Source organism: Rhizobium sp. LC145 (assembly GCF_001005825.1).
Taxonomy (GTDB): Bacteria; Pseudomonadota; Alphaproteobacteria; order Rhizobiales; family Rhizobiaceae; genus Neorhizobium.
Genome location: NZ_LBHV01000001.1, coordinates 933273 through 940834 on the forward strand (window position 1 = coordinate 933273; position 7562 = coordinate 940834).

At 62.7% G+C, this 7562-nt stretch carries 7 protein-coding genes and 1 pseudogene; 2 read left to right on the forward strand and 6 right to left on the reverse strand.

Annotated features, from left to right (window positions below):
• Window position 1 precedes the first annotated feature (1 nt).
• Window positions 2-1096 (forward strand): trifunctional transcriptional activator/DNA repair protein Ada/methylated-DNA--[protein]-cysteine S-methyltransferase, encoded by a 1095-nt coding sequence (locus YH62_RS04735; RefSeq protein ID WP_046792940.1) that lies wholly within the window; start codon window positions 2-4, stop codon window positions 1094-1096.
• On the opposite strand, the gene YH62_RS04740 is transcribed toward YH62_RS04735, so the two are convergent.
• The 4 genes from YH62_RS04740 to dapA all read right to left on the reverse strand — a co-directional run bounded on the left by YH62_RS04740 (window position 1088) and on the right by dapA (window position 3906).
• A complete protein-coding gene (locus tag YH62_RS04740) occupies window positions 1088-2032 on the reverse strand; it encodes a YbhN family protein (protein ID WP_046792941.1) in 945 nt (314 codons plus the stop codon). The two genes, YH62_RS04735 and YH62_RS04740, sit on opposite strands and share 9 nt — an antisense overlap.
• On the reverse strand, window positions 2029-2313 hold the full coding sequence (locus YH62_RS04745; RefSeq protein WP_046792942.1) for a hypothetical protein: 285 nt from the start codon (window positions 2311-2313) through the stop codon (window positions 2029-2031). The genes YH62_RS04740 and YH62_RS04745 overlap by 4 nt, the downstream gene beginning before the upstream one ends.
• 103 nt (window positions 2314-2416) lie before the next feature.
• Window positions 2417-2893 carry an SsrA-binding protein SmpB gene (gene smpB, locus YH62_RS04750; protein WP_046792943.1) on the reverse strand — a complete coding sequence of 159 codons (477 nt, stop codon included), beginning with the start codon at window positions 2891-2893 and terminating at the stop codon, window positions 2417-2419.
• A gap of 128 nt (window positions 2894-3021) precedes the next feature.
• Entirely contained in the window at window positions 3022-3906 is an 885-nt protein-coding gene (dapA, locus tag YH62_RS04755; protein WP_046792944.1) for a 4-hydroxy-tetrahydrodipicolinate synthase, read from the reverse strand.
• Between the two features lie 232 nt (window positions 3907-4138).
• On the opposite strand from dapA, the gene YH62_RS04760 reads away from it, so the two are divergent.
• Window positions 4139-6199 carry a lytic transglycosylase domain-containing protein gene (locus YH62_RS04760; protein ID WP_046793052.1) on the forward strand — a complete coding sequence of 687 codons (2061 nt, stop codon included), beginning with the start codon at window positions 4139-4141 and terminating at the stop codon, window positions 6197-6199.
• 208 nt (window positions 6200-6407) lie between these two features.
• Here YH62_RS04760 and YH62_RS04765 read toward each other — a convergent pair whose 3' ends face one another.
• Together YH62_RS04765 and YH62_RS30715 are read right to left on the reverse strand one after the other, a co-directional pair.
• The gene (locus tag YH62_RS04765; protein WP_046792945.1) at window positions 6408-7439 is read right to left on the reverse strand and encodes a porin; all 1032 of its coding nucleotides are present in this window, start codon (window positions 7437-7439) and stop codon (window positions 6408-6410) included.
• 41 nt (window positions 7440-7480) lie between these two features.
• Window positions 7481-7562, reverse strand: a pseudogene (locus YH62_RS30715) (site-specific integrase); the annotation flags it as partial.

Here is a 7562-nt window from a genome sequence, read left to right on the forward strand (position 1 = left end):
CATGCTTTTCGAACGCCCCAACGATGATCTCCTTTACGAAGCGCTGATCGCACGCGATCCGGCCTATGAAGGTTTTGCCTATGCGGCGGTGAGGACCACCGGCATATTCTGCCGCCTCACCTGCCCGGCCCGAAAGCCGAAGCGGGAAAACACCGCTTTCTACGGCACGATAGCCGAATGCCTGGAGGCGGGTTTCCGCCCCTGCATCCGCTGCAAGCCGATGCTGAAACTGGGCGGGGTCGACCCCGTCGTGTCGAAGCTGCTGCAGGCGCTCGACGCAGAACCGGAACGGCGCTGGAGCGAGGATGATATCGGCGCGCTCGGCATCGATCCCTCCACCGCAAGACGGGCCTTCAAGCGGCAGTTCGGCATGAGTTTCCTGGAAATCGCCAGGCTGCGACGGATGGGAAAGGCCGCGGAGATGCTGGCCTCCGGCGAAAGCGTCATCGATACGCAGCTCGACGCGGGCTATTCCTCCGGCAGCGGTTTTCGCAGCGCCATCACTAAGCTGTTCGGCGCAGCTCCCGCCAATCTGCGCGACAAGACGCTGCTGAGAGCCGACTGGATCGAGACCCCGATCGGTCCGATGATGGCGATCGCCGACAGCCACGCGCTGCATCTGCTCGAATTCGCCGAGCGGAAGGCGCTTCCGGCGGAAATCCGAAAGCTGCAGCGTTATACCGGCAGCGGGATCGCCATGGGAAGGCATCCGCCGATCGACCAGATCGAGGCCGAGCTCACCGCCTATTTCAACGGCGAGGACCGAGGCTTCCAAACGCGGCTTGCGGGCCACGGATCGCCTTTTCAGCGCCGGGTCTGGGAAGCGCTTCGCGCGATCCCGACAGGCGGCATGAGAACCTATGGCGCACTCGCAATGGAACTTGACGCCCCCTCCTCCACCCGTGCGGTGGCGGGCGCCAACGGCGCCAACCAGATCGCTATCGTCATTCCCTGCCATCGGGTGCTCGGCGCCGACGGAAGCCTCACCGGCTATGGTGGCGGCCTATGGCGCAAGCGCTGGCTGCTCGAACACGAGAGGCGCATGGCGGCACGGGCAGAACGAAGCGAACCCGAGAAACTTGCCGCATCAGGCTGATTCCACATCCGCCAGTTTCGCCTTGCGTGCTCGGAAGATGGCCTCGACGATCAGCGAGAGCGGCAGGCCGATGGCGAGCGGGATGAAGAAATAGATGACGCGGAAGGCGACGAGCGAGCCGATGGACGCATCCTCGCCCATGACATGCCGCACGGTCGCTTCAAGCACGCCGAGCCCACCCGGCGCGTGGGTGATGAGGATCGCGAGATTGGCGAGCACGAAAGCCGTCGCCGCCTTCAGGTAGCTCACATCGGCGGTCGCCGCCATGACCTCCCTCAGACAGGCCGAGACTAGGGCGAAATTCACCGCTCCGATGACCGTTTGGGCGATGGCAATCCGCAGCGTCGGCATGCGGAACGTCCATTTGCGGATTTTCAGCGGCGCGCGGACGAAGGCCGCGAGCGCGAGATATCCTACGACGGCAAGCAGGCTGGCCGCCCCTATTCCCAGGATCGCGCCTTCCCGCAGGCGAAGGACCTTGGCGGCATCGGCCGGATTGAGGATCAGAACCACGCCGGAGAGAACGGCCATGCCGAGCCCAACCGTGACGCCGGAAAGCAGCACGATCTTCGTCACCTCCTCGGCGCTCATGCCCCAATGGGCATAGTAGCGGTATCGAAGCGCGCCGCTGCTCAGGCCCGCAAGGCCGACGCTCTGGCCGATCGACAGCGACAGGAAGGAGGCGAGCGCGATCTTCGGATAGGCAAGGCGATTGCCGACATAACGCACGCCGGTCCAGTCGAAGCCCGTCAGGCAGAGATAGGAGGCGGCGGAAAAACCGAGCGCCGTCAGCATGTTGGATGTCGGGATTGCCTGCACGGACTGGACGATATCGGCAACCGAATATTCCCGAAACGTATGATAGAGAAGATAGACCGCTATCGCGATGCCGAAGACAACCGTGGCATATGTCAGGATGGCTTTTCGTTTCGTCATATGCGGTCGATGATGCGGTAAAATGCCGGGTCGTCCGGGTTATAGCCGGGCGCGGCTTTGAGAAAGCTCACGTTCGTCGCCGAAAGATCGGCGATATCGGCAACGTGGAAAAGCCGCCAGCCGGCGCCCGTTCCGGAGGTCTGCCAGCCGCTGAGGGCCAGTTGGCCGGTGCCCACGAAACCGAGGATATGCGGCCGCACCTTTCTCGGCACGTCCTTGTAGCGCAGCTCGACCACCTTGCGGCCGTCGATGGCTTTCTTGATGATCTCGGCATAGGTCATGGCGGACCTCGCGCAATTCCCGATCCTCCTTCAACGAGGAGACACGGGAAAGGTTCACGGCCGCGCGCCTGTCAGCGGCACGATGCGGGCGCCGAACTGGAGGTCAGTTGTCCTTCAAAAGCCTGGACTTCTGGCGGTTCCAGTCGCGCTCCTTCTCCGTCTCGCGCTTGTCGTGCAGCTTCTTGCCCTTCGCCAGCGCGAGCTCGAGCTTGGCGCGGCCCTTCTCGTTGAAATAAATCTTCAACGGCACGAGCGTCATGCCTTCACGATTGATGCCCGCGCGCAGCCGGTTGATCTCGCGCTTGCTGAGCAGCAGCTTGCGGCGGCGGCGCGGCTCGTGATTGAAGCGGTTCGCCTGCAGGTACTCCGGCAGATGCGAATTGATCAGCCAGATTTCCTCGCCCTCGTCCGAAGCGTAGGATTCCGCGATATTGGCCTTGCCTTCGCGCAGCGACTTCACCTCCGTCCCCGTCAGGACGAGGCCGGCCTCGTAAGTATCAAGGATCTCATAATTGAAGCGGGCCTTGCGGTTTTCCGCGACAATCTTGTTGACCGTGCGCTGGCTGCCTTTGGGTGCCATGGTGAAGAAGTCCGTCCTGCCCTTTGATGAAGGATTGTTCCCCGTCCGCGGGCGACGGACGGGGTTCTGTCATCCATATGTAATGTGCGGGCGCCGCAAAGGGAAGCAAGAGCGGCGGCCATGCCGCCTCAGTTCAGCAGCCCCGCGTGGCGGAGTGCTGCGTCGATTGCCGCTTCGGTCGCCGGCTCCAGGGTGGAGAGCAGCGGCGAACGCACCGTGCGGTTCATGCCGCGCGTCCTGAACAGCCCGTATTTTGCGCCGCAAAGGCCCGGCTCCAGGAAGATCGCCTTGTGCAGCGGCATCAGCCGGTCGTGATATTCCAGCGCCATTGCGTAGTCGCCGGCGAGCGTCGCCTTCTGGAACTCGGCGCAAAGACGCGGCGCGACATTGGCCGTCACCGAAATGCAGCCAACGCCGCCATGCGCGTTGAACCCGAGCGCGGTCGCATCCTCGCCCGAAAGCTGGACGAAATTCTTGCCGCAGGTGATGCGCTGCTCGGAGACGCGCTCGATCTTGCCGGTGGCATCCTTGACGCCGGCGATATTCCTGTGCGCCTTCGCGAGCGCTCCCATCGTCTCGGGCGTCATGTCGATGACGGAGCGGCCGGGGATGTTATAGATGATGATCGGCAGGTTCACGGCTTCCGCAATTGCCGAATAGTGGGCGTAAAGCCCCTTCTGTGTCGGCTTGTTATAGTAAGGCGTGACGACCAGCAGGGCGTCGGCGCCGACCATTTCGGCGTGCTGGGCAAGCTCGATCGCCTCGCGGGTGTTATTGGAACCGGCGCCGGCGATGACCGGTACGCGCTTATCCGCGGTCTGCACGCAGATCTCGACGACGCGTTTGTGCTCCGCATGGGAAAGGGTGGGCGATTCCCCGGTAGTGCCGACCGGCACGAGGCCGTGGCTGCCTTCCCTTATCTGCCACTCCACATGGTCGGCAAAAGCCTGCTCATCCACCGCTCCATCGGCGGTGAAGGGGGTGACGAGGGCGGGCATAGATCCCTTGAACATGCGTAGACTCCCACTGGCCGGCCATCCATTCTTCGGCCGCAATCCATGATTAAAGGTGGGCACCATAGAGCGGCGGGAAAGCGGCGACAAGCGGAGACACGCGGGATTTTCAACGCAATCCCACCGATGGGAGAACGCGCATTTTCGTGAGGTCCGGAAAGGTTTCATTAATCCGCGTGTTGGCTAATATGAATTGTCCATCGAGGGGGAAATCGTTGTCGCGAGCTACCGGATGAACAAGGCTGCCCTGCTCTTCTCGGCCTTCGGGCTCGGCCTGCCGGGACTGCCGCTTGCCGCGCCCCCTTCCGAAGGCACCGTTCCGCTTCCTTACGTTCGTCCGGACAATCCTCTGCCCGCCGCCATGCCGTTTCCGGATGTAACCGGAGCCATTCCCCGTGCTGACGGCATTGTGCCGGCAGCGGAACTGAAGGCCGGGCTGGATGCCGTTTCCAACGGTGATGCCGCATCGGCCCGCGAAATCCGCGACCGGATGACGAAGGGCTCGCTCGACCACCATATTCTCACCTGGGCGATCGCGACATCGGGCCTTCCCGGCGTGCCTTCCTATGAGATCGCCGCAGCCCAGCGTGAGCTTGCGGGCTGGCCGGGGCTGAAATCCCTGCGCGCCCATTCCGAGCGGGCTCTCTATTGGGAGAACCCGACGCCGAAACAGGTGCTTGCCGCCTTCGGCAAGACCAAGCCCGAGACCGTGGAAGGCGCGATCATTCTCTCCCGCGCTTTGGTCGCGACGGGCAGCACGGCTGAGGCGGCGGCAACGCTTCGCTCGATCTGGAGCTCCAAGACGCTGGATACGCCCACCGAGGACAATATCCTCGAGGAGTTTTCATCCCTGCTGACGCCCGCCGATCACAAGACGCGCATGGCCTACCTGCTCTATCGCAGCCGGGCCGCCCAGGCGAAGCGCTTTGCAGACCTCAGCAAAGCGCAATCCTTCCACAAGGCCTGGAGCGCGATGATCGGCAATGCCAAGAATGCCGAAGCCCTGGTCAAGGCCGCCGATCCATCCTGGGCGAACGACCCGGCCTATCTCTTCGTCCGCATTGAACTTCTGCGCCGGCAGAACAAGTACCGCGAAGCCGCCGCGTTGCTGGACAAGGCCCCCCGCGAAGCTTCCCGCCTCATCAACACCACCGAATGGTGGAACGAGCGTCGCATCATCGCACGCGGCCTTGCCGACGAGGGCGATTTCAAGGAAGCCTACCGGATCGTCTCCAACCATGCCGCCACGCTGCCCGCGGACATCGCCGATGCGGAGTTCCATGCCGGCTGGTATGCGCTGAGAGCGCTTGATGACCCGGCAACGGCGGAGAAGCATTTCCGCCGGATTCTCGACGCTTCGAAACGGCCGCTTTCCGCTTCGCGCGCTCTCTATTGGCTCGGCCGGGCGGCGGAGGCCGGCGGCCCAGGCAAGGCCGCGGAATTCTATACGCAGGCGGCGCGATATCCCGGAACCTTCTACGGCCAGCTTGCCGCCGCGCGCCTCGATATCCGGACCCTCAACGTCGCCTATCCCTCCCCCACGGCGGACGACCAGAAGAGGCTCGAGGGCCGCGAAGCCGTCAAGGCGATAGACCTGCTTGAAAGCGCCGGCCAGGACAGGCGCGCGGAGGCGCTCTACAAGGCGCTTGCGGAAGAGATCGACAGCCCCGGCGAGCTTGCGATCCTGACCGCCCGTGCCGAGCGCGACGGCAAGCACAATCTTTCGCTGGAAATGGGCAAGGCCGCCTTCGCGCGCGGCATCGACGCCGCCGCGCTCGCCTTTCCGATCGGCGTCATCCCCGCGGGCGCGGATATCGCCGGATCGGGCAAGGCGCTCGCCTATGCGATCGCGCGGCAGGAAAGCGCCTTCAATTCGGGCGCAGTATCCATAGCCAATGCGCGCGGCCTGCTCCAGCTTTTGCCGGGGACGGCTCAAGGAGTGGCCAAGCGCCACGGCCTTTCCTATGCGCCCGCCAAGCTCACCAGCGACGCCGGCTATAACGCAACGCTCGGGGCGCACTATCTCGGGGAGCAGATAGACACATTCGGCGGCTCCTATATCCTCACCTTCATCGCCTATAATGCCGGCCCACGCCGTGTGCGGGAATGGGTGGCGCGCTACGGCGATCCACGCGGGAAGCCGCTCGACGAGGTGATCGACTGGATCGAGCGCATACCTTTCCCGGAGACCCGCAATTACGTGCAGCGGGTGATGGAGAATTACGAGGTCTACAAGACGCGGCTCGGGCAGCAGGCCGAGATCGAATCCGACCTGAGATTCGGCCGGCAGTAACTTTCATCACTGACCGCGCAGACCATGCACAACTGCGCATTCACTGCCCTAAATCTTTGTTTTGATGAATATAATTCTTGCAGAACCAAACCGCTGCAGGCTTTTGCGCGACTGGCATTGCGCGAGCGACTGACAGCAAAACGGCTTCCGGCAAAACGAAAAAGCCCGGCTCAAAGGCCGGGCTTTCCTATCCGATCGTCAGATCAGATTAGAAGTCGCGCTGCAGGCGGACGATACCGGACCAGGTGTCAGCGACGTCATGATAACCGACGGAGACCTTCGAGGTCAGGCCTTCGACAATCTGGTAGTTGACGGTCGCGCCGGCTGCCCAGTCGTTCTCGCCACCGAAATCGCCATCAGCATCCGTTTCAGTATCCCAGAAGTACTGGAACTCAGGGATGATTTCGAGCTTGTCGGTAGCCTTGAACGCGTAAGCAACAGAGACGGTGGCTTCTGCGGCAGTGTAGTAGGCGTTTGCGCCAGAGGCGTAGATGCCGGCTACGTGCAGAGTGCCCGGACCAACTTCAACCGAACCCCAAACGCGAACCGCACCATCTTCGGCGCCGAAATCGTAGGAGCCGAGGACTTCGAGGGTTGCCGGTCCAAGGGTCGCCTGAATAACGCCTTCGAGGCCGACATCGTTGCCGTCACGGCCGTAGACGAAGGAGTTGCTTTCGAAGTCGTCAGACAGCTCGTCAACCTGGAGACCCGCGGTGAACGCGTCGCCCGAGTAGATGTAAGCGATCGAGGTAAAGCGCGTCTGGTTGCTCAGGAAATCCAGTTCGCCCGGAAGGTCGTTATCCCACCAGCTGAGGTAGGTACCGGCCTTGAAGCCGCCGAGCTGCAGGTAGACTTCGTCGAAGTAGAAGTTGTCTTCCGCAGTCGAACCGGAGTTGTCACGCGAAGATTCGCCATGGATGGCGATGAAGCCGGTCAGCTCGCCGAGTTCGGTGTCGCTCTTCGAGGTGAAGGCAACGCGACCACGGGTCCACGCATCCCAATCGCCATCGTTGAAGCCGTTGGCGCCACGGCCGTAATCGACCTGGAAGCGGACGTAACCACCGACCTTGAGGCAGGTTTCGGTGCCAGGGATGTAGAAGTACCCCTCGCCGAACGCGTCGCAGACGCGAACGTATTCCATCGGCTCGGGCTCGGCAGCGACGATAGCGTCAGCCGCCTGGGCGCCGGATACTGCTGCGAGAGCAGCAGCGGAGCCGAGAAGAAGGCTCTTGATGTTCATTTTGACCTCCAGTCAAAATCGACGGGAGGAAGGGCTCGTTCTTAGCCTGAAGCTCGCTCGAGGATAGGCACACAAACATCGAGGTCGTGCGAGGCCAAATGCGCATAGCGCATTGTCATCTGC

What these genes read in the sequence shown, in the direction of transcription:
- YH62_RS04735 (WP_046792940.1), top strand. Translation starts at nt 2, where the DNA reads ATGCTTTTCGAACGCCCCAACGATGATCTCCTTTACGAAGCGCTGATC.
- YH62_RS04740 (WP_046792941.1), bottom strand. Translation starts at nt 2,032, where the DNA reads ATGACGAAACGAAAAGCCATCCTGACATATGCCACGGTTGTCTTCGGC.
- YH62_RS04745 (WP_046792942.1), bottom strand. Translation starts at nt 2,313, where the DNA reads ATGACCTATGCCGAGATCATCAAGAAAGCCATCGACGGCCGCAAGGTG.
- smpB (WP_046792943.1), bottom strand. Translation starts at nt 2,893, where the DNA reads ATGGCACCCAAAGGCAGCCAGCGCACGGTCAACAAGATTGTCGCGGAA.
- dapA (WP_046792944.1), bottom strand. Translation starts at nt 3,906, where the DNA reads ATGTTCAAGGGATCTATGCCCGCCCTCGTCACCCCCTTCACCGCCGAT.
- YH62_RS04760 (WP_046793052.1), top strand. Translation starts at nt 4,139, where the DNA reads ATGAACAAGGCTGCCCTGCTCTTCTCGGCCTTCGGGCTCGGCCTGCCG.
- YH62_RS04765 (WP_046792945.1), bottom strand. Translation starts at nt 7,439, where the DNA reads ATGAACATCAAGAGCCTTCTTCTCGGCTCCGCTGCTGCTCTCGCAGCA.